General features: G+C 71.0%; 23 protein-coding genes. 5 read left to right on the plus strand and 18 right to left on the minus strand.

Features of this window, described 5'->3' with window-relative positions; all coding sequences use genetic code 11:
* Window positions 1–130 precede the first annotated feature (130 nt).
* From G3I19_RS03015 to G3I19_RS03025, 3 genes are read right to left on the minus strand one after another with little or no spacing between them, the layout of a single operon-like run.
* Window positions 131–742, minus strand: a complete 612-nt coding sequence (locus G3I19_RS03015; RefSeq protein ID WP_203599082.1) for a hypothetical protein — start codon at window positions 740–742, stop codon at window positions 131–133.
* A 35-nt stretch (window positions 743–777) separates the two neighbouring features.
* Window positions 778–1332 (minus strand): GNAT family protein, encoded by a 555-nt coding sequence (locus G3I19_RS03020; RefSeq protein WP_164259158.1) that lies wholly within the window; start codon window positions 1330–1332, stop codon window positions 778–780.
* A complete protein-coding gene (locus G3I19_RS03025) occupies window positions 1310–3577 on the minus strand; it encodes an MMPL family transporter (RefSeq protein ID WP_164259160.1) in 2268 nt (755 codons plus the stop codon). Before G3I19_RS03025 ends, G3I19_RS03020 begins: the two co-directional genes overlap by 23 nt.
* A 163-nt stretch (window positions 3578–3740) precedes the next feature.
* On the opposite strand from G3I19_RS03025, the gene G3I19_RS03030 reads away from it, so the two are divergent.
* Complete coding sequence (locus G3I19_RS03030; protein ID WP_164259162.1) at window positions 3741–4127, plus strand: S4 domain-containing protein; 387 nt, start codon at window positions 3741–3743, stop codon at window positions 4125–4127.
* 58 nt (window positions 4128–4185) lie between these two features.
* On the opposite strand, the gene G3I19_RS03035 is transcribed toward G3I19_RS03030, so the two are convergent.
* From G3I19_RS03035 to G3I19_RS03070, 8 genes are all read right to left on the minus strand, one after another.
* Entirely contained in the window at window positions 4186–5442 is a 1257-nt protein-coding gene (locus tag G3I19_RS03035) for an SLC13 family permease (protein WP_164259259.1), read from the minus strand.
* Between the two features lie 162 nt (window positions 5443–5604).
* Complete coding sequence (gene gatB, locus G3I19_RS03040) at window positions 5605–7113, minus strand: Asp-tRNA(Asn)/Glu-tRNA(Gln) amidotransferase subunit GatB (RefSeq protein ID WP_164259164.1); 1509 nt, start codon at window positions 7111–7113, stop codon at window positions 5605–5607.
* Between the two features lie 16 nt (window positions 7114–7129).
* Window positions 7130–7363: a hypothetical protein gene (locus G3I19_RS03045; RefSeq protein WP_164259261.1), complete on the minus strand. Its 234-nt coding sequence runs from the start codon at window positions 7361–7363 to the stop codon at window positions 7130–7132.
* A 5-nt stretch (window positions 7364–7368) separates the two neighbouring features.
* Window positions 7369–8868, minus strand: a complete 1500-nt coding sequence (gatA, locus tag G3I19_RS03050) for an Asp-tRNA(Asn)/Glu-tRNA(Gln) amidotransferase subunit GatA (RefSeq protein WP_164259166.1) — start codon at window positions 8866–8868, stop codon at window positions 7369–7371.
* A gap of 3 nt (window positions 8869–8871) precedes the next feature.
* Window positions 8872–9168 carry an Asp-tRNA(Asn)/Glu-tRNA(Gln) amidotransferase subunit GatC gene (gatC, locus tag G3I19_RS03055; protein WP_164259168.1) on the minus strand — a complete coding sequence of 99 codons (297 nt, stop codon included), beginning with the start codon at window positions 9166–9168 and terminating at the stop codon, window positions 8872–8874.
* A 350-nt stretch (window positions 9169–9518) separates the two neighbouring features.
* A complete protein-coding gene (locus G3I19_RS03060) occupies window positions 9519–11687 on the minus strand; it encodes a bifunctional diguanylate cyclase/phosphodiesterase (protein WP_164259170.1) in 2169 nt (722 codons plus the stop codon).
* 294 nt (window positions 11688–11981) lie between these two features.
* The gene (ligA, locus tag G3I19_RS03065) at window positions 11982–14162 is read right to left on the minus strand and encodes an NAD-dependent DNA ligase LigA (protein WP_164259173.1); all 2181 of its coding nucleotides are present in this window, start codon (window positions 14160–14162) and stop codon (window positions 11982–11984) included.
* Between the two features lie 33 nt (window positions 14163–14195).
* Entirely contained in the window at window positions 14196–15200 is a 1005-nt protein-coding gene (locus G3I19_RS03070) for a methionine synthase (RefSeq protein WP_164259175.1), read from the minus strand.
* Between the two features lie 98 nt (window positions 15201–15298).
* On the opposite strand from G3I19_RS03070, the gene G3I19_RS03075 reads away from it, so the two are divergent.
* The gene (locus tag G3I19_RS03075) at window positions 15299–16678 is read left to right on the plus strand and encodes a PQQ-binding-like beta-propeller repeat protein (RefSeq protein ID WP_164259177.1); all 1380 of its coding nucleotides are present in this window, start codon (window positions 15299–15301) and stop codon (window positions 16676–16678) included.
* Between the two features lie 43 nt (window positions 16679–16721).
* Here G3I19_RS03075 and G3I19_RS03080 read toward each other — a convergent pair whose 3' ends face one another.
* Together G3I19_RS03080 and G3I19_RS03085 are read right to left on the minus strand one after the other, a co-directional pair.
* Window positions 16722–17420 (minus strand): SDR family oxidoreductase, encoded by a 699-nt coding sequence (locus tag G3I19_RS03080; protein WP_164259179.1) that lies wholly within the window; start codon window positions 17418–17420, stop codon window positions 16722–16724.
* Between the two features lie 7 nt (window positions 17421–17427).
* Window positions 17428–17967, minus strand: a complete 540-nt coding sequence (locus tag G3I19_RS03085) for a TIGR00730 family Rossman fold protein (protein WP_164259181.1) — start codon at window positions 17965–17967, stop codon at window positions 17428–17430.
* A 61-nt stretch (window positions 17968–18028) separates the two neighbouring features.
* On the opposite strand from G3I19_RS03085, the gene G3I19_RS03090 reads away from it, so the two are divergent.
* On the plus strand, window positions 18029–18352 hold the full coding sequence (locus tag G3I19_RS03090) for a DUF427 domain-containing protein (RefSeq protein WP_164259183.1): 324 nt from the start codon (window positions 18029–18031) through the stop codon (window positions 18350–18352).
* Window positions 18353–18455: 103 nt separating this feature from the next.
* On the opposite strand, the gene mnmA is transcribed toward G3I19_RS03090, so the two are convergent.
* Entirely contained in the window at window positions 18456–19616 is a 1161-nt protein-coding gene (mnmA, locus tag G3I19_RS03095; RefSeq protein WP_164259185.1) for a tRNA 2-thiouridine(34) synthase MnmA, read from the minus strand.
* 70 nt (window positions 19617–19686) lie between these two features.
* Here mnmA and G3I19_RS03100 point away from each other — a divergent pair, with 70 nt between their 5' ends.
* The gene (locus tag G3I19_RS03100) at window positions 19687–20355 is read left to right on the plus strand and encodes an N-acetylmuramoyl-L-alanine amidase (RefSeq protein ID WP_239073929.1); all 669 of its coding nucleotides are present in this window, start codon (window positions 19687–19689) and stop codon (window positions 20353–20355) included.
* Window positions 20356–20625: 270 nt separating this feature from the next.
* Here G3I19_RS03100 and G3I19_RS03105 read toward each other — a convergent pair whose 3' ends face one another.
* The 3 genes from G3I19_RS03105 to G3I19_RS36770 form a co-directional block, all read right to left on the minus strand.
* Window positions 20626–21789 (minus strand): cysteine desulfurase family protein, encoded by a 1164-nt coding sequence (locus G3I19_RS03105; protein WP_164259189.1) that lies wholly within the window; start codon window positions 21787–21789, stop codon window positions 20626–20628.
* A 71-nt stretch (window positions 21790–21860) separates the two neighbouring features.
* Window positions 21861–22133, minus strand: a complete 273-nt coding sequence (locus G3I19_RS03110) for a DUF4190 domain-containing protein (RefSeq protein ID WP_164259190.1) — start codon at window positions 22131–22133, stop codon at window positions 21861–21863.
* Between the two features lie 33 nt (window positions 22134–22166).
* Complete coding sequence (locus tag G3I19_RS36770) at window positions 22167–22340, minus strand: hypothetical protein (protein ID WP_203599084.1); 174 nt, start codon at window positions 22338–22340, stop codon at window positions 22167–22169.
* Between the two features lie 130 nt (window positions 22341–22470).
* On the opposite strand from G3I19_RS36770, the gene G3I19_RS03115 reads away from it, so the two are divergent.
* Window positions 22471–23097, plus strand: coding sequence for a TetR family transcriptional regulator (locus G3I19_RS03115; RefSeq protein WP_164259192.1), 627 nt, complete (start codon window positions 22471–22473; stop codon window positions 23095–23097).
* Window positions 23098–23167: 70 nt separating this feature from the next.
* Here G3I19_RS03115 and G3I19_RS03120 read toward each other — a convergent pair whose 3' ends face one another.
* Window positions 23168–24004: a thioesterase family protein gene (locus tag G3I19_RS03120; protein WP_164259194.1), complete on the minus strand. Its 837-nt coding sequence runs from the start codon at window positions 24002–24004 to the stop codon at window positions 23168–23170.
* Between the last annotated feature and the right edge of the window lie 23 nt (window positions 24005–24027).

Genomic DNA, 24027 nt, shown 5'->3' on the forward strand with positions numbered 1-24027 from the left:
GCCACCTGCCGCAGCGGCCGGGCCGAACCTGCGGGGAACCGGCCGAGCCCCCACAACGACCAGATGCCCGACGGGCGGCGGCCTGCACACCGGCAGGTCCACCGTCCATCGGGCACCAGGTCGTTCAGTCCTACTGGGTCGGGGCGGGCGCGGTGGCCGGAGCGGTCGGCAGCGCGGCGAACAGGTCGAAGTACATACCGACGGCGACGATCAGGCCGATGACGGCGACACCGACGGCGCCCCAGGCCACGGCACGGACCCAGACCGCCTGCGGGCGGACGGGCGAGCTGAAGAAGGGGCGGGCCAGTACGAGGGCGCCGACGACCAGCGCCAGCAGCGCGAATACGCCGTTGACCAGGGCGGTGGTGTGCCAGGAGTCGGCGTAGACCTCGTGGATCTGCTGGGAGGCGCTGGCGCTCTGGGAGAGCTTCAGCTGGCCGGTCAGGGTCTCGCGCTCGGAGAGCACCTTGCCCATCCAGGTGCCGGAGAGCCCGACGAAGCCCAGCGCGGCGGCGACGACGGCCGCCGCGCCCGCGCCGATCCCGGAGCGGGCTGCAGCGGGGCTGCCGCCGGCCAGTTCGGCCTCCTCGGCTTCTTCCTCGGCTGCGGCTTCCGCCGTGGCGTCGTCCGCGTCGATGTCGGTGTCCTCAGCGGTCGCCTCCGCCGCGGCCTCATCGGCCTCGGCGTCCTGCACCTTGGCGGCGGAGTCGTCGGTCGTGTCGGTCTTGGTGGTGGCGTTCATACGGCGCACGCTAGGGGGGCTTTCTGAGAGTCGGCTTAATGCTCTCTGTGCGCCTTCCACTCGTCGGCCAGGACCGACCAGACCTCGGTGTCGTGCCGGGTCCCGCGATGGGGGTGGTTCTGCCGCAGGACGCCTTCGCGCACCATTCCCAGCCGCTTCGCGACGTTGATGCTGCCGGTGTTCTCCGGGTCGACATGCCACTCGACGCGGTGCATGCCGCGCTCGTCCACGGCCCAGTCGATCAGCAGCCCTGCGGCGCGTGTGACCAGCCCACGGCCCGCCGCTGCGGGCTCCAGCCAGCAGCCGACCTCGCAGCAGCCGGTCGCGGCGTTGAAGTGCGGGAACAGCACCCCGCCGACCAGCGTGCCGTCCAGCCGGATGCCGAAGATCCGGCCGCTGTCCGCCGCCTGCTTGTCCGCGTACGACTGGAGGAACGCACGCGCCTCAGCGAGATCCTCGGCTGCGTCGGCGAGCCCGATGTACTGGCCGATGAACTCGCGCCCCCGGTCGATGTGGGCCAGATAGTCCCCGGCCTGCCAAGGCTCCAGCGGTCCCAGCTCCGCTCCGTCACCGAGCGATATCGCGAACATGCTCCTCCTCAAGATGCTTCATCTGCTCAAACTGCTTCATCTGCTTCATCTGCTTCATCACGGGTGTGCGCCCCGGCTCCACCACGGATGTGCGCTCCGGAGGGATTTTCGCACGGGCTCCCGGGGCGGGCGCCTCGATGCTGATGCGGGGCAGCCGCCGGTCCAGCCAGCCGGGCAGCCACCAGTTCGCCCGGCCCAGCAGGTGCATCAGTGCGGGGACCAGGAGCGTGCGGAGCACGAAGGCGTCGAGCGCGACAGCCGCGGCGAGCGCGATCCCGAACATCGCGATGACCCGGTCGCCGCTGAGGACGAAGGCGAGGAAGACCGAGATCATGATGACGGCGGCGGAGTTGATCACACGGCTGGTCTCGGCGAGGCCCACCCGGACGGCACGCCGGTTGTCGCCGGTCTCGCGCCACTCCTCGTACATCCGGCTGACCAGGAAGACCTGGTAGTCCATGGAGAGGCCGAAGAGCACCGAGACCATGATCACCGGCAGGAAGGGCTCGATCGGCCCCGCGCTGCCGAGCCCGAGCAGCTCGCTCCCCCAGCCCCACTGGAAGACCGCGACGACGACGCCGAAGGCGGACGCCACCGCGGCCACGTTCATCACCGCGGCCTTCAGCGGAATGCCGATCGAGCGGAACGCCAGCAGCAGGAGCAGACAGCCCAGTGCGATGACCACGCCGACGAACAGGGGGAGTTTGCCGATGATCACCTCCGCGAAGTCGTCGTAGCTCGCGGTGACACCGCCGACCTCGACGGCGAGCGAGGTCCGGCTCTCGGCCCGGGGCAGGACGTCCGTACGCAGCCGGTCGACGAGGTCGCTGGTCTTCTGCGACTGCGGGGCCGAGTCGGGGACGACCGTCACGAAGGCCGTGTCGCCGCTGCCGTTGTAGCTGACCGGACTCACGGACGCGACACCCGCGGTCGTACGCAGCCGGGCCGGCAGTTCGTCCAGCGCCACCCGGTCTCCCGCCCCGTCCAGCTTCGCGACCAGGGTGAGCGGGCCGTTGGCGCCCGGCCCGAACCCCTCGCCGATCAGGTCGTACGCCTTGCGGGTGGTCGAGCCCGCCGGGCTGTTGCCCTGGTCGGATGTGCCCAGGTGGAGGCCGAGGGTCGGCAGCGCGAGGACCAGCATCACCGCGGCGGCGAGTGAGCCGAGCGCTCTGGGGTGCCGCTCCACGAAGGCCGACCAGCGGGCGGCGAAGCCGGTGGGCGGGTCGGGCTGCGGCCCGCGCTCGGCGAGCCGTCGCCGTTCCCGGCCGCTCAGCGCCCGCATGCCGATGTACGAGAGGAGCGCCGGCAGCAGCGTCACCGAGGCGACCACGGTCAGGACGACCGTGAGGGAGGCCGCGATGGCGACGCCGTTGAGGAAGTCCAGCCGCAGGATGAGCATGCCGAGCAGGGCGATACAGACCGTCGCCCCGGCGAAGACGACCGCGCGGCCTGTCGTGCTCACCGCGTGGGTCACCGCGTCCGCGACGGGCAGGCCGCGGCGCAACGCCTTGCGGTGTCTGGTCACGATGAACAGCGCGTAGTCGATACCGACGCCGAGCCCTATCAGCATCCCGAGCATCGGCGCGAAGTCGGCGACGGTCATCACATGGCCGAGCAGTTCGATGCCCGCGTACGCGGTGCCGACGCTGACGAGGGCGGTGGCGATGGGCAGCAGGCTCGCGGCGAAGGCGCCGAAGGCGAGGAAGAGCACCAGCGCGGCGACGGCGACCCCGATGGCCTCGCTGAGATGCACGCCGGTGGTCTGCGTGAGCGCGATGGCGCTGCCGCCCAGCTCCACCTGGAGCCCGTCGGCCTCGGCCGCCTTCGCGGTGTCGACCACGGTCCTGACCTGCGGCTCGGGGATCTCGTCGGACTGCGCGGCGAAGGTGAACTCGGCGTAGGCGGTGTGTCCGTCGGCGCTGGTGCGCGGCGCCCCGACGGAGGAGATCCCGGGGAGGTCGTCGATCTTGTTGAGGGTCTGCGACATCCGCTGCTCGACGCCCGACGCGCGGACGCTGCCGTGCCCGGTGTGCCAGACGATGGTGTCGCTGTCGCCGCCCTGGCCGTGGAACCCCTGGTCGAGCAGGGCGGTGGCCCGCCCGGACTCCGTACCCGGCACTTCGTAGTCGTTGGAGTACGCGGACCCGGCGAAGCCCGCGGCCGCTGCGGTCCCGCCGAGGGCCAGGAGCCAGAGCAGAACAGTCGGAAGGCGGTGCCTGATGCACCATCGCGCGATGGCTGCCAACGGACTGCTCCCTCGGGGTCGACCTGCGTGGTTCATCAGTCTTTATCCGGAATAGACCGTAAAGAGCGCAGCCCTTTGGCGCATCACTCTGGCATCGAAACGTGATCTTTTGACTGTTTCGTGGGGTTAGTCACAGGGGTGCGCGCCGCCGTAAAGTCGGGGTATGGCTGCTGAACAGGGGACCGTACGGCTCGACACCTGGATCTGGTCGGTTCGGCTCACCAAGACACGTGCGCAGGCGGCCGCCGCCTGCCGCGCCGGTCATGCCCGCCTCAACGGCGAGCGCGTCAAGCCGGCCCACGCCGTGCAGGCGGGCGACGAGGTGCGGCTGTTCCACGCGGGACGCGAGCGGATCGTCGAGGTGTCACGGCTGGTGCGCAAGCGGGTGGGGCCGCCGGTCGCGGCCGAGTGCTATGTGGACAACAGCCCGCCGCCCCCGCCCCGGGAGGCCGTGCTCGACATCCCGGTCCGCGACCGCGGCACGGGGCGGCCGACGAAGCGGGACCGGCGGGAACTGGAGCAGCTGCGCGGCGACATCGGGCTGCGCTGACCGGCGCCGGCCCGTCTGTCCGGAGGCGGCACCTCCGCACCAGGCGGGCGGCGCCGACTCACGCTCCGACGACCCGCAGGGCCCCCCACAGCGCGACGGTCGACACGGCCAGCGTCGCCGGTACGGTCAGCAGGCCGAGCCGGGAGAAGGTGCCGAGCCTGGGGTCCTGCCCGTAGTCGTTCATGATGCGGCGCCACAGCAGGGTCGCCAGCGAGCCGACGTATGTCAGGTTCGGGCCGAGGTTCACACCGATCAGTGCGGCGAGTACCGGCCCGGGTCCCGCGGGGCCGACGACCGGCAGCAGCGCCAGGATCGCCGGCAGGTTGTTGATGGCGTTGGACAGGACCGCGGCGACCCCGGCCACCGCCAGGAGCGCGGGCAGTCCGGCGCCGCCGGGCAGCAACTGCCCGATCCCGTCGCCGAGTCCGTTGTCGACGACCGCCCGCACGACGACCCCGAGGGCGAGCACGAACAGGCAGAAGAACGGGTTGGCGTCACGCACCAGACCCATGGCGGTGGTCCGCCTGCGGCGCAGCGCGCGTACGCCGAGCACCAGGACACCGGCGAGCGCGGCCCAGACCGGTTCGGCGCCCGCGAAGGACGTGACCACGAAGCCGACAAGTGTCAGAGCGACCACCACCACCGTGAACAGCGGCATCTCGGCCTGCTCCGCCTCGTCGGGCATGTGCGCGGGCGCGGCCAGGTCGGCGGCGAAGAACCTGCGGAAGACGGCGTATTCGACCGCGACGGCCGCCAGCCACGGCACGGCCATCAGGCCGGCGAACCGGGTGAAGGTCAGACCGCTCGCGGAGAACGCCAGCAGATTGGTCAGATTGGAGACAGGCAGCAGCAGGGACCCCGAGTTGGCGAGGTGCGCGCAGGCGTAGAGGTGCGGCCGGGGCCTGGCGCCGACCCGGGCGGCCGTCGCGAAGACCACCGGGGTGAGCAGGACGACGGTGGCGTCCAGGCTGAGCACGGCGGTCACCACGGCGGCGACCACGAAGACCCCGCCGAGCAGCCGCACCGGCCGTCCGCCGCAGACCCGCGCCACCCAGTCGCCCGCGGCGTCGAACAGTCCGTCGTCGGCGCAGAGCTGGGAGAGGACGAGCACGGCGGCGAGGAAGGCCACCACGGGCAGCAGGGTGCGCGTCTGGTCCCATGCCTCGGACGGCGAGACCGCGCCAAGCAGCACCACAAGTGCCGCCGCGGGCACGGCGGCTGCCGCTTCCGGCCGGCCCTGCGGACGGGTGACGGCGAAGGCGAGTACGCCGAGGAGCAGCGCTACGGAGAGGATCTCGGCGGGGACGGTGTTCAGGGCGTGCTCCGTGGGGGAAGCGGGCCGGGGCCGCGCCCCGGAACACCGTGTCCTGCGGCGCCGGGGAGAAGTGAGCGCAGGCCGGGCCCGCGGTCACTTTTCTCCCCGGCGCCCGTGGAACCGGTTCCGGTGCGCGGCCCCGTGCGGCCGTGCGTGGGCGCGTCAGCCTTCGACGCCGAGCTTCTCCAGGATCAGCTCGCGGACGCGCGCCGCGTCCGCCTGGCCCCGGGTGGCCTTCATGACCGCGCCGACGAGCGCACCGGCGGCCGCGACCTTGCCGCTGCGGATCTTGTCCGCGATGGCGGCGTTCCCCGCGATCGCCTCGTCAACGGCGGCGCCGAGCGCGCCGTCGTCGGAGACGACCTTCAGACCGCGCTTCTCGACGACCTCGTCGGGGCCGCCCTCACCGGCGAGTACCCCGTCGATGACCTGGCGGGCCAGCTTGTCGTTGAGGTCACCGGCCGCGACGAGCTCCGCGACCCGGGCGACCTGCCCGGGCGTGATGGGCAGCGCGGCGAGATCGCGGCCGGTCTCGTTGGCGTTACGGGCCAGCTCGCCCATCCACCACTTGCGGGCCTGGTCGGACGGGGCACCCGCGTCGATGGTGGCCAGGATCGGGCCGAGCGCACCGGCGTTGAGGATCGACTGCATGTCGAACTCGGTGACGCCCCACTCCTCGCGCAGCCGGTTGCGGCGCACGCGCGGCAGCTCGGGCAGTGCGGAGCGCAGCTCCTCGACCCAGTCGCGCGCGGGCGCGACCGGGACCAGGTCGGGCTCCGGGAAGTACCGGTAGTCCTCGGCGTTGTCCTTGATGCGGCCGGCCGTGGTGGAGCCGTCCTCCTCGTGGAAGTGCCGGGTCTCCTGCACGATCGACCCGCCGGAGGTGAGCACCGCGGCGTGCCGCTGGATCTCGTAACGCGCGGCGCGTTCGACCGAGCGCAGCGAGTTGACGTTCTTGGTCTCGGAGCGCGTCCCGAGCTTCTCGACGCCGTGCAGCCGCAGCGACAGGTTGACGTCGCAGCGCATCTGGCCCATCTCCATCCGGGCCTCGGAGACGCCCAGCGCCTTGATCAGCTCGCGCAGCTCGGCGACGTACGCCTTGGCGACCTCGGGGGCACGCTCGCCCGCTCCCTCGATCGGCTTGGTGACGATCTCGATGAGCGGGATGCCCGCGCGGTTGTAGTCGAGCAGCGAGTGCGACGCGCCGTGGATCCGGCCGGTGGCACCGCCGACGTGCAGCGACTTGCCGGTGTCCTCCTCCATGTGGGCGCGCTCGATCTGCACCCGGAAGGTCTCGCCGTCCTCCAGCTGGACGTCCAGATAGCCGTCGAAGGCGATCGGCTCGTCGTACTGCGAGGTCTGGAAGTTCTTCGGCATGTCCGGATAGAAGTAGTTCTTCCGGGCGAAACGGCACCACTCGGCGATCTCGCAGTTCAGCGCGAGACCGATCTTGATGGCCGACTCGACACCGATCGCGTTGACGACCGGGAGCGAGCCGGGCAGGCCCAGGCAGGTGGGGCAGGTCTGCGAGTTGGGCTCGGCCCCCAGCTCGGTGGAGCAGCCGCAGAACATCTTGGTCCTGGTGCCGAGCTCGACATGGACCTCCAGGCCCATGACGGGGTCGTACGTCGCGAGGGCTTCCTCGTACGACGCAAGTTCAGTGACGGTCACGATGAGACTTTCCCTCTCAGCCCAGCAGTACGTCGTCGTCGCCGAGGCGCTTCAGTTCGCGGTAGAGGATCGCCAGTCCGGTGACGATCGCCGCAGCCGAGATGGCGGCGTCCACGAGCCTGAGCGTGTCGTTCTCCTGGCGGGCCAGCTTGGCCTGCTTGGCGACGCTGAGCGCACCGAACGCGGTGGAACCCAGGGACACGTAGACGCCGGTCTTGGACTTCTTGAAGTTCTTGGCCTTCTTGGTCATGGCACTCACAACGACGGAGCCTCCTCAAGCAGCGGGTGTCCCCACCTTTCCACGAAGGCGGCCTCGACGGCAGCTCCGACCTTGTACAGCCGGTCGTCCTTCATGGCGGGGGCGATGATCTGCAGGCCGACCGGCAGACCGTCCTCGGGCGCCAGGCCGCAGGGCAGCGACATGGCGGAGTTGCCGGCCAGGTTGGTCGGAATGGTGCACAGGTCCGCCAGGTACATCGCCATCGGGTCGTCGGCGCGCTCGCCGATCGGGAAGGCGGTGGTGGGCGTGGTCGGCGAGACGATGACGTCCACCTGCTCGAACGCCTTCTCGAAGTCCCGCGTGATCAGTGTGCGGACCTTCTGGGCACTGCCGTAGTACGCGTCGTAGTAGCCGGAGCTGAGCGCGTACGTACCGAGGATGATGCGGCGCTTGACCTCGTCGCCGAATCCGGCCTCGCGGGAGAGCGCGGTGACGTCCTCGGCGGACTTCGTACCGTCGTCGCCGACCCGCAGGCCGTACCGCATGGCGTCGAAGCGGGCCAGGTTGGAGCTGCACTCCGAGGGGGCGATCAGGTAGTACGCGGAGAGCGCCAGGTCGAAGGAGGGGCAGTCCAGCTCCACGATGTCGGCGCCGAGGCCCTTGAGGAGCTCGACCGACTCGTCGAAACGCTGGATGACCCCGGCCTGGTAGCCCTCGCCGCGGAACTGCTTGACGACGCCGACGCGCAGCCCGGCGACCGAGCCGTTGCGGGCGGCCTCGACGACCGGCGGGACCGGGGCGTCGATGGAGGTCGAGTCGAGGGGGTCGTGCCCGGCGATGGCCTCGTGCAGCAGGGCCGTGTCCAGGACCGTACGGGCGCAGGGGCCGCCCTGGTCGAGGGAGGACGAGAACGCCACCATGCCGTAGCGGGACACCCCGCCGTAGGTCGGCTTGACGCCGACGGTGCCGGTGACGGCCGCGGGCTGACGGATGGAGCCGCCGGTGTCCGTACCGATGGCCAGCGGAGCCTCGTAGGCCGCCAGCGCCGCGGACGAACCGCCGCCGGAACCGCCGGGGATCCGGGAGAGGTCCCAGGGGTTGCCGGTGGGGCCGTAGGCGCTGTTCTCGGTCGATGACCCCATGGCGAACTCGTCCATGTTGGTCTTGCCGAGAATGACGACGTCAGCGGCCTTGAGGCGCTTGGTGACGGTCGCGTCGTACGGCGGGAGCCAGCCTTCGAGGATCTTGGAGCCCACGGTGGTCGGGACGCCCTCGGTGGTGAAGATGTCCTTCAGCGCCAGGGGCACACCCGCCAGCGGTCCGAGCTTCTCGCCGTTGGCCCGCTTGGCGTCGACGGCGCGGGCCTGGGCGAGCGCGCCCTCACGGTCGACGTGCAGGAAGGCGTTGACCTTCTCGTCGACGGCCGCGATCCGGGCCAGATGCGCCTCGGTGACCTCGACGGCCGTGAGCTCGCCGGAAGCGATCTTCCCGGCGATCTCGGCCGCGGTGAGCTTGATGATGTTGATGTCCGTCATGGCTTAGTCCTCCCCCAGGATCTGCGGCACCTTGAAACGCCGCTGCTCCTGGGCCGGTGCACCGGAGAGGGCCTGCTCCGGGGTGAGCGACGGACGGACCTCGTCCGCGCGCATGACATTCGTCAGCGGCAGCGGGTGGGAGGTCGGCGGTACGTCTTGGTCGGCGACCTCGGAGACGCGGGCGACCGCGCCGAGAATGTCGTCGAGCTGTCCGGCGAAGTGCTCGAGCTCTTCGTCCTTCAGCTCCAGACGTGCCAGCCGTGCGAGGTGGGCGACCTCCTCGCGCGTGATGCCAGGCATGCAGCGATCCTCAGGGGTGAGTGTGTGGATTTTGGCCCAATCCTATGGGGCGGGGGGCCGTGGCCACTAAACGGTTTCACCGGGGAGGGCAGCGGAGGGGTTTCAGCCCCCGTTTTCCGCCGTCGCGGAAGCCGCTCAGCGGGGTGGCCAAGACCCGGCTTCACCCGCCGCGGGCCCGCCGCTGACCGCCCGCTGACCGCCGCTGATCCACATCGGCGGGCGGGGATCGGGAGGCGGGCGGGATCGGGAGGTACGAGGATCGGGAGGTACGGGGATCCGGGGGCTCGGTGTGACGCCGTCACGCCGTCACGCCGTGCTCATGGGCGAACCCCGCGGGCGGACCCCCTGGGTTACGCGCGCGGTTCCTGCCGCGGCCCCGGCCGGCTGTGCAGCACCACCTGGCCGGACGGCAGCTTCTCCTTCTCCGCGGCTGCCGCGGCGGCGGCCAGCTCCGCGGGCCGTTGCCAGCCGCGGGACCCCCGGGCCAGCAGCCATGCCGTCGCCTCGTGCGGCGGCATCGCGGCCGCCACCAGCCAGCCCTGGACGGCGTCGCAGCCCAGATCGCGGAGCCGCTCCCAGGTCTCGTCGTCCTCGACGCCCTCGGCCACGACGATCAGGCCGAGCGAGTGGGCCAGGTCGACCGTGCAGCGGACGATCTCCGCGTCCTCGTTGTCCACCGCGAGCCGGGCCACGAACGACCGGTCGATCTTCAGCTCGCTCACCGGGAGCCGCCGCAGATGGACCAGCGAGGAGTACCCGGTGCCGAAGTCGTCCAAGGACATCTTCACACCGTGCGCGGTCAGCCCGGCGAGGGTGTCGGCGGCCCGCTGCGGGTCCTCCAGCAGGACGTGCTCGGTTATCTCCAGTTGGAGGGCGCCCGGCGGCACCCCGTGCCTGGCCAGCCGCGCCGCCACCGCGCCGGCGAAGCCGGGGGTGTGCACGTCGCGCGGTGAGACGTTGACCGCCACCGGGACCTTCAGCCCCTGGAGGCGCCACTTGGCGACCTGGGCCAGGGCCGTTTCCAGGACGTACTCGGTGAGGTGCGGCATCAGCCCCGACGACTCGGCGATGGCGATGAACTCGTCCGGAGGGACCCTGCCGCGCTCCGGGTGCACCCAGCGGACCAGCGCCTCGAGACCGGCCACCTGTCCGTCGAAGCGGACCTTCGGCTGGTAGTGCAGCTCCACATCGCCCGCGTCCAGCGCGCGCCGCAGATCGCCGAGCAGACCGAGCCGGTCGGGGGTGTTGGAGTCCCGTTTGGACTCGTACACCTCCACACCCGTGCGGTCCCGCTTGGCCTGGTACATCGCCACGTCGGCGCGCTGGAGCAGCCCCTCGGCGTCCAGCGCGTGGTCGGGAAAGACCGAGACGCCGGCGCTCGCCTCGAGTACCAGCGTCAGTCCGTCGAGATCGAGCGGAGAGCTCAGCTCGGCCACCAGGAACCGGGCGATGCGCATCACGCTCGTCGCCGAGTCGGCAGCGGGGAGCAGCACGGCGAACTCGTCGCCGCCGAGGCGGGCGACCTCCGCGCCGCGCGGCAGCGCGAACCGCAGCCGTTCCGCTATCTGCAACAGCAGCCGGTCGCCCGCCAGATGCCCGAGCGTGTCATTGACCGAACGGAACCGGTCGAGGTCGATCAGCACCAGCGAGGACCTGAATCCGCCGTTCTCCGCCTCCGCCAGTGCGGCCCAGGTCCGCTCCAGCAGCCACTGGCGGTTGGGCAGCCCGGTCAGCGGGTCGCGCAGCTGCTCCTCCGCACGGGCCCTGGCGATCCACAGCGTGGAGTCCAGGGCGACCAGCGGCACCGCGAAGAGCGGCAGCAGCAGCGGCAGGGACATCGCGACCACGCAGATCAGCGGGGCGATGCCGAGCAGCGCGACGCCCACGAGCCCTTGCCTGACCAGTGCTGTACGGGCGACGGTCGGCAGCCCGCGACTGGGCGGCCCCGCCGCGGACCAGAGCAGCACCCGCGCCACGACCAGATAGGCGACGGCCGCCAGTACGATCTCCGCCGCGGAGCCGATCCCCCAGTCGGGTGGCTGCCAGGGGTGTTCGACGGACGGGGTCTCGCCGAACGCGGCGAGGACGAGGGCGGCGGCGCCGATACCCAGGATGTCGGACGCGCCGTGCAGCAGCCCCTGCCGCCAGCGGTGGCTGCGGGCAGCCCCCACGAGGACGACGACGGCCAGGCTGACGAGTGCCGCGGGCAGCCAGCCGTACAGCAGCAGCACGGCGAGCGTGAGGGCGGCGCCGGAACCGGTGCCGCCCCACCATCGGTCGCGGCCGAGCGCGACCAGATGCCCCACGATGATGCCGGTGAGAACGGCGAGCGCCCAGCCCGCCGTACCGTCGGGAAACAGCGCGCGGCCGTCTCCGACCGCCTCTAACAATCCGGTCACCAGGACGACTGCGGCCAGTCCCACGACGAACGGGAAAGCGGGCAGCCGCGCCACGGAGTGAGCGAGCTGCGCGAAACCGCGCACCCGCGACCCCGGATCGGCGCTCTCGGTCGGTTTCATGCCCGTCCCTCTCACAGCCGGCAGTGCCCATGCACGTGATGGCCCGCTGTCATGCCGTCACGGCTCATATCTTGTCCCGGACTCGGGAAGAAACTCCAGAGGAAGGATCTCCAGAAGAGCAGGGCAGGCCCATTGCAGCCGTGCGGGACGGGCGCACTCTTCAACAGTAGGCCGCAGAAGGGTCCGACGGGCAGCGCTCTGCAGGTCTTGCCCGAATGCGACCCGACCGTCCCGAACCATCTGCTATGGGCCGAACGGGTGAGCTTGGCCCCACCGGCCGCCCCCGCTCCTCCGCTACTCCTCCACCGGTACCGCTGCCTCCCTGGCCGCGTCAGGACCCTGTTCGAGCAGTACAGCGAAGCCCTGCTCGTCCAGAACCGGAACCTTCAGCTGCATCGCTTTGTCGTACTTCGAGCCCGGGCTGTCCCCGACCACGACGAACGCCGTCTTCTTGGAAACGGAACCGGTCACCTTCGCCCCGAGGTTCTGGAGGGCCTCTTTCGCGCCATCCCGAGTGTGGTGTTCCAGCGTTCCCGTGACCACCACCGTCAGCCCGTCCAGCGGTCGCGGGCCCTGGTCCTCACCGGCCTCGTCCTCCATCCGGACCCCGGCCGCCCGCCACTTGCGGAGGATCTCGCGGTGCCAGTCCTCTTCGAACCACTGCTTGAGCGACGCGGCGATGGTCGGGCCGACGCCCTCCACGGCGGCCAGCTCCTCCTCCGTGGCCTGCTCGATCCGCTCCACCGAACGGAACTCACGCGCCAGGGCCTCAGCGGCCACCGGGCCCACATGGCGGATCGAGAGGCCGGTGATCACCCGCGCGAGCGGGCGCTCCTTCGCCGCCGCGATGTTCTCCAGCATGGCAAGGGCGTTCTTCCTGGGCTCGCCCTGCTGGTTGGCGAAGACCGTGGCGATCTTCTCCTCGCCCGTCTTCGGGTCCCTCTTGGGAAGTCCGCTGTCCTGATCGAGGACATACGCCTTGATCGGCAGCAGTTGCTCGATCGTGAGGTCGAAGAGGTCGCTCTCGTCCTTCAGGGGTGGCTCGGCCGGCTCCAGCGGCTGGGTGAGCGCAGCCGCGGCGACATAGCCGAAGTTCTCGATGTCCAGGGACTTGCGGCCCGCGAGGTAGAAGAGCCGTTCGCGCAACTGGGCAGGGCAGGAGCGGGCGTTGGGGCAGCGGAGATCGATGTCCGCTTCTTTCATGGCCCGCAGGGCCGTCCCGCACTCGGGGCATTCGGCCGGCATCACGAACTCCCGCTCGCTGCCGTCCCGCAGATCCACCACGGGGCCCAGGATCTCGGGGATGACATCGCCGGCCTTGCGCAGCACGACAGTGTCCCCGATGAGCACGCCCTTGGCCTTCACCACGTCCTGGTTGTGGAGCGTCGCGAACTCGACCTCGGAGCCGGCCACCGTGACCGGCTCGACCTGTGCGTACGGCGTGACTCTGCCCGTACGACCCACGCCGACCCGGATGTTGACGAGCTTGGTGTTGACTTCCTCCGGCGCGTACTTCCAGGCGATGGCCCAGCGCGGCGCCCGTGAGGTGGAGCCGAGCCGGCCCTGGAGCGGGATCTCGTCCAGCTTGATGACGACCCCGTCGATCTCGTGCTCCACGGAGTGCCGGTTCTCGCCGAAGTGGGCGATGAAGTCGCGGGCGCCCGCCAGGTCGTCCACCACCTTGTTGTGCTTGGCGGTCGGCAGTCCCCACTCGTGCAGCAGCTCATAGGCGTGCGACAGGCAGTCGATGTCGAAGCCCTCGCGGGCACCGATGCCGTGGACGACCATGTGCAGCGGGCGGGTCGCGGTGATCTTCGGGTCCTTCTGGCGCAGCGAACCGGCCGCGGCGTTGCGCGGGTTGGCGAAGGGTTTGTCCCCGGCCTCCACCAAGCGGGCGTTGAGCCCTTCGAAGGCTTCCATCGGGAAGTACACCTCGCCGCGGATCTCCACGAGTTCGGGAATGCGCTCCCCGTGCAGCCGGTGCGGGATGTCGGCGATGGTCAGGACGTTGGGGGTGATGTCCTCGCCGGTGCGGCCGTCGCCGCGGGTGGCGGCGCGGACCAGCCTGCCGTGCTCGTACGTGAGGTTGACCGCGAGGCCGTCGACCTTGAGCTCGCACAGGAAGTGATAGCCCGGAGAGCCGACCTCGCGCGCCACCCGCTCGGCCCAGGCGGCCAGCTCCTCGTCGTCGAAGGCGTTGTCCAGCGACTGCATGCGGTCGCGGTGCTGTACGGAGGTGAACTCCGTCTCATACGCCCCGGCGACCTTCTGGGTCGGTGAGTCCGGGGTGCGCAGCTCCGGGTACTGCTCCTCCAGGGCCTCCAGCGCACGCAGCTGCGTGTCGAACTCGGCGTCGCTGACGACGGGCTGGTCCCTCACGTAGTACCGGAAGCGGTGCTCCTCGATCTGCTCGGCCAGCTGGGCGTGGCTCTCCCGTGCCTCCGCAGGCACCGCACCTTGCTGTTCGACAGCCACCGTCTCGTCCTCCCGTTGATGAAACCGATCCCGCTACTCAGGGTTGTCGGCGAGTGACCTCGCCGCGCGGGCGCAGTGGGCAAGTGCCGTACGGGCGTACTCGGGTGAAGCGCCCGCGAGCCCGCACGCCGGGGTGAGCACCAGCGACTCGGCGAGAGTCCCCGGATTCAGCCCCAGCCTGCGCCACAGCGTCCTGACACCCATGACGCTACCGGCAGGGTCCGACAATGCGGTGTCAGTGCCGGGCACCACACCGGCGAAGAGCTGGATACCGTCCTCCACAGCCTCCCCCACCGCCTCCTCATCACGCTCGGTGAGGAGGCTGAAATCGAACGAGATACCGGAAGCGCCGGCCCGCCGCAGCAGGGCGACCGGCACGTCGGGTGCGCAGGTGTGCACGATCGCCGGTCCGTCACCGACGGCCATCACGTCCCGCAGCGCGCCTTCCACCACCTGCCGGTCCACGGCCCGGTGCGTCCGGTATCCGCTGGCGGTCCTGACCCCGCCGCGCAGTACGGAGACGAGCGACGGTTCGTCGAGCTGGAGCACCACCTGGGCGCCGGGCACCCGCCGCCGCACCTCCGCGAGGTGGGCACGCAGTCCCTCGGCCAACGAAGCGGCGAGGTCCCGGCAGGCTCCGGGGTCCCCGAGCACGGCCTCGCCGCCCCGCAGTTCGAGTCCGGCGGCCAGCGTCCAGGGGCCGACCGCCTGGACCTTGAGCGGTCCCTGGTACCCCTGGGTGAACTCCTCCAGCGCGTCGAGGTCCTCACCGAGCCAGGAGCGCGCCCGCCTGGTGTCGCGTCCGGGCCGGTCGCTCACCCGCCAGCCGCTCGGCTCGACGTGCGCGTACATCTCGACGAGCATCCCGATGCTGCGCCCCAGCATGTCGGCGCCGGGGCCCCGCGCGGGCAGCTCCGGCAGACAGGGGAAGCTCTCGAAGGACCCGATGACGGTTTTCGCGCTCTCCCGTGCGTCGATGCCCGGCATGGACCCGATCCCGGTGGCAGGACCCCAACTGAACTTGCTCTTCTCGCTCACCCCCGAAGGGTACGAGAGTGCCCGGGTGGAACCGGGACGGGCCGGGCGGTGTATGTATCGATGAGCACCATCGCGGACGGAGTTCGAGGGGGAGACCGATGAAGGACCAGTTGGACGGCTGGACATGGAAATCCGGCGACAGCGACACGGAGGCGGAGCCGGAGCCCGCGGGCAGGGGCCGGTATGCCGTTCCGCGGATACGGCGGACGCCCGCCCAGTCGGCGCGGGCCGCTGCTGCCTGGATCCGCGCCCGCTGGATCAGGCTGACGGTCTCCGTGACGGTGCTGGTCCTGGCGGTGGGCGGCTGGCAGACGTACGACTACGTCACCCGCTTCCACGAGCAGATGAGCGGACCGCACGGCGCCTTTCCCGCAGCCCTCGGCACCACCGCGCCGAAGCGGCCCAGCCGGGTGCTGACCAGTGGGGACAGCACTCCTGCGGGGATAGTCGGCGGGCTGGTGCTGAACGAGCAGTCCGACGGCACCGTGGCCACGAATGTCCGCACCGGCAGGAGCTACTGGCATTACGGGCGGGAGAAGGCCGCTCTGCTGGCTGAGTCGCTGGTCAGCGACGCTGTCGTCCTCTGGTACGACGACGGGCTCGTGGTCTCGGTGGACCTGCGGAGCGGGAAGCCCCGCTGGCACACGAAGGTGGCCCGAACGGGCCGTGCGGATTCCGGCGGCCGGGTCTGGCACGCCGGGGACACCGTGATCATCAGCCGGGAGGAAAGGCTGACCGGCCTGTCGGCGCGCAGCGGGAAGCAGCTCTGGTCCATCGCTCCGCCCGCGGGGTGCAAGGGGTGGGACAACCGGGCGCCGGTCGACCTGTCGGGAAGCGAGGCGTTCGACGCCACGGGGTGCTCAAGAACGGAGGCGTACGCCAAGGAGCTGTACGGAGTCGATCCGGCGAGCGGCAGGACCCGCTGGCACCTGAAGGACGAGTCCATCGGCTACGGCCGTCTCGGGGACCACACCTTGGTCTCCCTGACACTGTCCGGCTCGCTGGTCACGGCGGATGTGTCGGGCACCCGGCCCCGGATACACACGACGGCCCTGTCGCACGATGCCCATCTGCGCGGCATCAGTGACGGCAAGGTCCTCATCGGCTCCAAGGACGACACATCGCTCACCGCACGGCAGGTGAGTAACGACAGCAGCAAGGTCCTCTGGACCGTGCAGGCGGGCAAGGGGTTCGAGCTGGGCCTTCCGCGGACTGCCGACGGCCGGGTGTACATACCTCGCTACGAGAGGCTGACGGCGCCGCCGACGCACAAGGACCCCGGGACGGCCCAACTGCTCGTGCTGGACGCCCGGACCGGTCACGAACTGCACCGGACCGTGCTGCCCGCTTCCCTCTACGAGGACACGGACGACGTCGGTACGGGCACGATGGCGGTGCTCGGCGCGGGCTATGGCGTGGTCAGGGTCGGCTGGACCGGTTTCGTGGCCTCCGCGGCGCAGGTCAGCCTGGCCGACTAGCGTCCGGCCGGGCAGGGCAGGGCCACCCGCCCGGCCCGAGCTGTCAGCGCCCTGCCCGCACGGTCACATCGTTGATCTCCGCGTCGCGCGGGAGGTCCAGGGCCGCCAGGATGGTCGTGGCGACCGACTCGGGGTCGATCAGACCCTCCGGGACGTACTCCTTGCCCTCCTGCGAGTGGATCTTGGCCTGCATGGGGCTCGCGGTGCGGCCCGGGTAAACGGACGTGACCCGGACGCCGTTGGCGTGCTCCTCCTGGCGCAGGGCGTCGGCCAGGGCCTTCAGACCGTGCTTGGCGGCGGCGTAAGCGGCCCACTCGGCATGGGCGTTGAGGCCGGCGCCCGAGTTGACGAAGACGACCTGGCCACGGACGGTCCGCAGCTGCGGCAGCATCAGCCGGGTCAGCTCGGCCGGAGCGATGAGGTTGGTGTTGAGCTGCTGGTGCCAGGTCGGGGGACGCAGTTCCGCGACGGGAGAGAGGTCGACGATGCCCGCGATGTGCAGCAGCGAGTCGACCTGCTCCGGCATCGTCTGCTTGTCGAGCGCCCAGGAGATGCGGTCAGGGTTCGCCAGGTCGGCGACGAGCGTCTCGGCGCCGGGGAAGCGTTCCACGAGTTCCTTGGCGCGCCCCGCGTCGCGCGCCACGATGACGAGGTGGTCGCCGCGCTCATGAAGGCGGCGCGCGACAGCCGCGCCGATGCCGGAACCAGCACCAGTGATCACATGTGTAGCCATGGGCCCCATCGTCGCACTACTGGACGCCCTGCGACTCCTCGAGGTACGCCAGCGCGGCCACCCCGTCCTCGGCGAAGAAGACCAGGTCAGTGAGGGGAATGGGAAGGAACCCCTCGTCCTCCATCCGCTGGAACTGCTGCTTGAGGCCGTCGTAGAAGCCGTCCGCGTTGAGCAGGACCACTGGCTTGGTGGTCTTCCCGTGCTTCTTCAGCTCCAGGATCTCGGTGGCCTCGTCGAGGGTGCCGGTACCGCCCACCATGATCACCACCGCGTCGGCCTTGGCGAGCAGCAGCGCCTTGCGCTCCGCCAGATCGGAGGCAATCACCATTTCGTCCGCGTTGGTACGGGCCTTGGCCGCGAGGAAGTCCACCGATACCCCGACGAGCCGTCCGCCGGTCTCCTGGACGCCGTCGGCAACCACCTTCATCAGACCGCTCTCCGAGCCGCCCCAGACCAGGGTGTGGCCGCCCCGGCCGAGCAGTTCGGCGAATTCACGGGCGGGGCGGGTGTAGCGCTCGTCGAGATCGGCGGCAGAGAGGAAGACACAGATGTTCATGCGTCCACGGTAGAGGCAGCCTGCGGGGAAGAAGTTCCGGGCCTGATGCGCTGAATCCGGTATGACGACTGGACATCGCATCACCATCGAGCAAGGTACCGAGCACGTACGGGTGGTCCGCGACGGGCGCATTCTGGCTGAGAGCCGCCGCCCCCTGCTGCTGCACGAGACAGGGCTCCCGGTGCGCTACTACCTCCCGCCGGAGGACGTGCACACCGAGTTGCTGACCCCTTCGGACACGCACACCCACTGTCCGTTCAAGGGCGACGCGTCCTACTGGTCACTGCCCGGGGCCGCCGACCTCGTCTGGGCGTACCCGGAGCCACTGGCCCAAGTCGCGCAGATCAAGGACCACTTCTGCTTCTACGACACCGAAGTGGTCTGAGCCTCGACGATCTGAGGATCGGCCGTCTGCGGCGCGACGGCCTGAGACGCGACGGCCTGAGACGCGACGGCCTGAGACGCGACGGGCCTGAGACGCGGACCGTCTAAGACGCGGCCGTCTGCGCCACTTCCGCCCGGGGCGTGCCGGCCCGGTCGGTCGTGGCGATCGTCGCCGAGCCGACGACGCGGGTGCCGTCGTAGAGCACGATCGCCTGGCCGGGCGCCACGCCCCGTACCGGCTCGTCGAACGTGACGTGGAGGGCGCCGTCCACCAGCTCCGCGGTCACCGGTGTCTCGCCGCCGTGCGCGCGCAGCTGGGCGGTGTACGTGCCGGCTCCGGCCGGGGCGTCGCCGCACCAGCGGGGCTTGATCGCGGTGAGCGCGGTGACGTCCAGGGCCTCGGCGGGTCCCACCGTGACGGTGTTGTCCACCGGGGAGATGTCGAGGACGTACCGCGGCTTGCCGTCGGGGGCGGGGTGACCGATGCGCAGGCCCTTGCGCTGCCCGATGGTGAAGCCGAAAGCGCCCTCGTGGCTGCCGATCTTCGTCCCCGCCTCGTCGACGATGTCGCCGTCCGCGGTGCCGAGCCGGGACGCGAGGAAGCCCTGGGTGTCACCGTCAGCGATGAAGCAGATGTCGTGGCTGTCGGGCTTCTTGGCGACGGCCAGACCCCGTCGCTCGGCCTCGGCCCTGATCTCGTCCTTGGTGGTGAGGGTGTCACCGAGCGGGAACATGGCGTGCGCGAGCTGGCGCTCGTCCAGTACCCCGAGGACGTACGACTGGTCCTTGGCCATGTCCGAGGCCCGGTGCATCTCGCGTGAGCCGTCCTCGGTGGTCACGACCGTGGCGTAGTGGCCGGTGCAGACCGCGTCGAAGCCGAGCGCGAGGGCCTTGTCGAGCAGCGCCGCGAACTTGATCTTCTCGTTGCAGCGCAGACACGGGTTGGGGGTGCGGCCGGCCTCGTACTCGGCGACGAAGTCGTCGACGACATCCTCGCGGAACCGCTCGGCCAGATCCCAGATGTAGAAGGGGATGCCGATGACGTCCGCCGCGCGACGGGCGTCGCGGGAGTCCTCGATGGTGCAGCAGCCCCGCGCACCGGTGCGGAACGACTGGGGATTGGCGGAGAGGGCCAGGTGCACACCGGTCACGTCGTGTCCGGCCTCGGCGGCGCGGGCGGCGGCCACGGCGGAGTCCACACCGCCGGACATCGCGGCCAGTACCCGGAGGGGTCGGGGGCGGGGGCTCTGGGGTGTCTGAGTCATAGCCGTACCAGGGTACGGCTACGGGGGAATCCCGCGCTCGCACGGATGCGTTGAGGCACATATGGAAGGTATGGGCGGCGACAGGGACCGGCACCTGGGGCGGCGGGGCCTGCTGATCGGCGGGCTCGGCGCCGCCGCGGGTGCAGCGGCGCTGGGCAGGGGCATCTGGGACCACCTGTCCGGCGGCGGGACGCCGCACGAGAAAGGCGCGGTGGACGGGGCGGTGGATTTCGCCGGAGCCCAGTGGGCTGCGGCCTCCCCGGCCAATTACCGGCCGGCCGACCGGCCCCATGACTATGCGATCGACCGGGTCGTCATCCATACCGTCCAGGGCAGTTACGCGATGGCGCTCAGGGTCTTCGCCGATCCGGCCCACGCGGCCGCCGCGCACTATGTCGTACGCCGGGACGGAAAGGTGGCGCAGACGGTACGGGAGCTGGACGTGGCGTTCCACGCCGGCAACCGCGTCTACAACGAACACAGCATCGGGATAGAGCACGAAGGGTTCGTGGACCGGGCGTCGTCGTTCACGGACGCCATGTACCGGTCGTCGGCCCGGCTGACCGCGGACATCTGCGCGCGGTACGAGATCCCCGTCGACCGTCAGCACATCATCGGGCATGTGGAGGTCCCGGGGGCCGACCACACGGACCCGGGTCCCTACTGGGACTGGGCCTGGTACGTACGGCTGGTGCGCAAGGCCCGGGAGGGGTCAGGGCCCTCCACACCGGCCCCGTGACACCGGCCCCGTGATGCCGGGCCCGTGACGCCAGCCCCTGACGACGGGCCCGTGACGGCCCGGAGTGGACCGCACCCGGCCCGGATCAGGCACCGCACGGCCCGCACCGCACGGCCCCCGCCGCTCACCCGGCACAGCCTGGACCGCTCAGCCCCCGCCGAGCAGCCTCAGCTCAGCCCGCCCCGCCGAGCAGCCTCGGCTCAGTCCGCCCCGCCGTGTCCGCCTGAGCCCGCCCCCGCGCCCCGCCCCGGCCCGCCCCACCGAACCGTCTCAGCTCAGCCCCGCTGACCTGGCTCGTTCCACCGCCGGGCCGATCGCGGCCGCCACCGCCGCCACGTCCGCCTCGGTCGAGGTGTGTCCGAGGGAGAAGCGGAGGGTGCCGCGGGCCAGGTCCGGGTCGGTGCCCGTGGCCAGGAGCACATGGCTGGGCTGTGCCACCCCCGCCGTGCAGGCGGAGCCGGTGGAGCAGGCGATGCCCTGGGCGTCCAGGAGGAGCAGCAGGGAGTCGCCCTCGCAGCCGGGGAAGGTGAAGTGCGCGTTGGCGGGGAGGCGGTCGGCCGGGTCGCCGCCCAGGATGGCCGTGGGGACCGCGGACCGTACCGCCGCGATCAGCCCGTCGCGCAGTGCGCCGATCTCCCGGGCGAAGACCTCGCGCCGCTCGGCGGCCAGCGTTCCCGCCACGGCGAAGGAGGCTATGGCGGGGGCGTCCAGCGTCCCGGAGCGTACGTGGCGCTCCTGGCCACCCCCGTGCAGGACGGGGACCGGGGTGTGCTCACGGCCGAGCAGCAGCGCGCCGATGCCGTAGGGGCCGCCGATCTTGTGGCCCGACACCGTCATCGCGGCCAGCCCCGAAGCGGCGAAGTCCAGGGGAAGCTGGCCGTACGCCTGGACCGCGTCGGCGTGCAGCGGGATCCCGAACCCGGCCGCGACATCAGCCAGTTCACGGACCGGCATGACCGTGCCGATCTCGTTGTTGGCCCACATCACGGTGGCCAGCGCGACATCGGACGGGTCCCGTTCGATCGCCTCGCGGAGGGATTCCGGGTGCACCCGGCCGTAACTGTCGACCGGCAGGTACTCGACGGTCGCGCCCTCGTGCTCGCCCAGCCAGTCGACGGCGTCCAGGACGGCGTGGTGCTCGACCGGGCTGACCAGCACCCGGTTCCGGCGCGGGTCGGCGTCACGGCGGGCCCAGAAGAGGCCCTTGACCGCGAGGTTGTCGGCCTCGGTGCCGCCCGCGGTGAAGACCACCTCGCTGGGGCGTGCGCCGAGTGAATCCGCGAGAGCCTCCCGGGCTTCCTCGACGGTACGCCGGGCCCGTCGCCCGGCGGCGTGCAGCGATGAGGCGTTGCCGGTGACGGTGAGCTGGGCGGTCATCGCCTCGACCGCCTCCGGAAGCATGGGAGTGGTCGCAGCGTGGTCGAGGTATGCCATGGTGCCGACGATTCTACGAGTCCTGGGGCGGGCTCCCCGCCGCGCGTCCCCGGTCGGCGGCCGTGGGCCGGTCAGCCGCCGAAGTTCCAGATCACGCCGCCGCTCGACGTGAAGACGGTGGCCAGGACCACGAGGTCGGCCACACCGAGGGCGAGGCCGAGCAGGGCGCGGCCACGGCGGGCGGTGCCGCGCCAGAGGGCGAGAGCGGCCAACACGATGGCCGTGGGGCCGAGAACGATGTTCAGTACGAGCAGACCCAGCAGGCCGAGCACGAACGCGGCGACAGCCATGCCGTCGGCGTCGCGGGTGCCGGTCCTGGTGCGGGCGGATGCGGTGAGTTCCATGATGCAGCTCCCTTGACGTGGTGAGGCGCTCGGTTACTTGTTCAGGCGCTCGGCGACGCGCCCGCGGCCGAGGCGCTCGCGCACGGCGAACACGGCGAGCCAGCAGCCGATGACCGCTGCGGCGATCAGGGAGACGGAGAGCGGGAAGTGGGCCACGGCACCCAGCACGACTCCGAAGACGAGGAGAAGCGCGACGAGGGCAATCATCACTGTCCTTTCGGTGCGCCCGGTGCGGCGCACGACGGATCGGGTTGAGTGAACAATTGTGAGTACGACTGTTCACTGACCACTGAGTCTACTCTTCCCTTCGGCGGAGAACGGTTGTTTACTGAATGGCATGAGTCACACCGTGGGCATCCGTCAGGCCCAGAAGCAGAAGACCCGCCAGGCCCTCCTGGACGCGGCGCTCGGCCTGCTGGAGGAGCAGAGCCTGTCCAGCCTCGGCCTGCGCGAGGTGACCCGCGCCGTGGGCGTCGCACCGACCGCCTTCTACCGGCACTTCCGGGACACCGCCGACCTGGGCGTGGCACTCGTCGAGGAGACCCTGGGCTCGCTGCACGGGCTGATCGCCGCCACTCTCGCGGAGACCGGCGACAGCGAGGTGCGGATCGGTACCACTGTCGACCTGATCGCCGCCCTGGTCCGCACCCACCCCGCGCACGTCCGGTTCATCGCCCGCGAACGGCATGGCGGCGTCCAGCCGGTGCGCGCGGCGATAGCGGCGCAACTACGGCTGTTCACCACGGAGGTGGCGGCGGCGTTCGCAGCCGAACCAGGGGCCGGCCGGTGGAGCGAGGACGACCTGCTGATGCTGGCGGGCCTCTATGTGGACCACATGGTGATGACCGCGTCAGTCCTGCTGGAGGCGGCGGAGGAGGGTCCCGAGGCTTCGGAGCGGGCACAGGGGACGGCCCGGCGGCAGATGCGGCTGGTCAGCCTGGGGCGGCGCCACTGGCTCGACTGAGCCAGTGGCGCGACAGGACTCCCGAGGGCCGCGCGGCTGGCACCCCTGTGCCGCACCCCGCCCGCGCCCTCTATCCCCGCGGGGCCAGGGCCAGTTGCCGGGACTGGGCCACCAGGCGGTCGGCGCTGTCCCACACCTCCGCGTCCTCCTCGAGGAAGCCGCCGGCGAGGTTGCGCGTGACGATCGACACGCGCAGCGGGCCGGGCGCGGGGCGGCACCGGATGTGCGTGGTCAGTTCGACTGTGGGCACCCAGCCCTTGAGCCCCAGTTCGAAAGCGGTCGGCGGCAGCGCGTCCACCGTCAGCAGCAGCGAGAGCGGATCCGCGTCGCGGCCGTCGGAGAGACCGAACCACGCCCGCATCTCACCCTTGCCGGACGGTGCGCCCACCGCCCAGCCACAGGTGGCCGGGTCCAGCTTCAGCATCAGGCGGTCCGTGATCGCGGACGAGCCGGGGATGGGCGCCGGGCCGTCGTCCGAGCCCAGGCAGTGCTCGATGGGCGGTATCGACGGCGGCTCGGCCGTGGTGCGCACATCGTCGGAGAGCGCGTCCAGATCACCGTACGAGGCGAGCACCCGGATCCGCTCCACCTCGGTGCCGTCCTCCGCGTACTGGAAGAGCGACGCCTGGCCGGTGGAGAGTGTGCGGCCGCTGCGGACGGTCTGCGTGCGGATCACGGCGGGCCCCGGGCGGGAGGCGGTCACATAGTGCGCGGAGACCGAGAACGGGTCGGAGTGCGGGAGGGCGTCACCGAGCGCGCGGCCGATCAGAGCCAGCAGATAGCCGCCGTTGACCGCCTGGATGATGGTCCAGCCCGCGGAGAGCTCCGCGTCGTAGACGCCTTCTTCACGTCGGGTGACTGCGGTGTCGCGGTCGAACTCGCTGTCCCCGATGGATACCTGTGCCATAACCTGCACCGTACACCGCAAGG

The organism is Streptomyces sp. SID10853, assembly GCF_010548145.1.
Taxonomy (GTDB): Bacteria; Actinomycetota; Actinomycetes; order Streptomycetales; family Streptomycetaceae; genus Streptomyces.